Below are 805 nucleotides of genomic sequence, written 5' to 3' on the forward strand. Positions count from 1 at the left end.
AGGGACCAGGTTGTAAATCCCGTGCAGCTGGTATTTAGTGAAGAGCGGGATGGCGACATAAAGCAACAGCAGCTCAAATGTCTTCCGTACAAAGTACCTGTTTTTCTTCATTTTCCAAAAATAAGGCTGGCTATTCCGCTCCAGCCTCCATACGGCTGGAGCGGCAGCTGTAGAAAAATACCTGCTTCAAGGGTAGGGGGCATTTGCGGGAATCATCAAATCTCTGCGCCTGCCTAAAAAGGCAAGTACTGCTACTTGTTGAGTGTTTCAAAAGAAAAGAAAGGGTTAGGTTAAAGCAGCATGTCACCTATAACCCGAACTAAGAAAAAAATGGAGTTCTTGCCCGTCACTTTCGAAAGAGGAGGTGAGACTTCTACAGCCCCACCTACCGAACTCTCGCGGGTTTGTGGAGAAGTTAAAGGAATCAGCCATCAGCTAAAAAAGGAGACCCGAACCTTGTAACGGACTCGGGTCTCCCCCAATGAAAAGACTTGCATCTTTATCTTGTACTTCATTAGCTGACAGAGAATTTCTTACAGTCAATGGACTCCTTCTGCAGCCGGTTTTCTGGCTTAGTCGCCGTAGTAGGTGTTATAGTACCCGTACTCGTTGTCATCCAGGGCACCGTCGGCATTATCGTCCCAGAGGCCAAACACCCCGTCGGTGTACTCCCTTTCGCCCAGCATGTTATCATCATCCGTGTCCCAGTCGCCGAACCAGCTGTTGTCTCCCAGGCCTGTCGCAAACTCGTTCTCATCTAAAGCGCCGTCACCGCCGGTATCCCACTCAGACCAGGTCTCATTCT

General features: G+C 49.3%; 1 protein-coding gene. It reads right to left on the reverse strand.

The window, feature by feature from the left end; genetic code table 11:
• Positions 1-572: 572 nt before the first annotated feature.
• The coding region (locus ACFS7Z_RS27295; protein ID WP_377492679.1) for a hypothetical protein at positions 573-805 on the reverse strand (233 nt) is incomplete at its 5' end.

The sequence above is a fragment of the Pontibacter toksunensis genome, assembly GCF_042686245.1.
GTDB classification, from domain to species: domain Bacteria; phylum Bacteroidota; class Bacteroidia; order Cytophagales; family Hymenobacteraceae; genus Pontibacter; species Pontibacter toksunensis.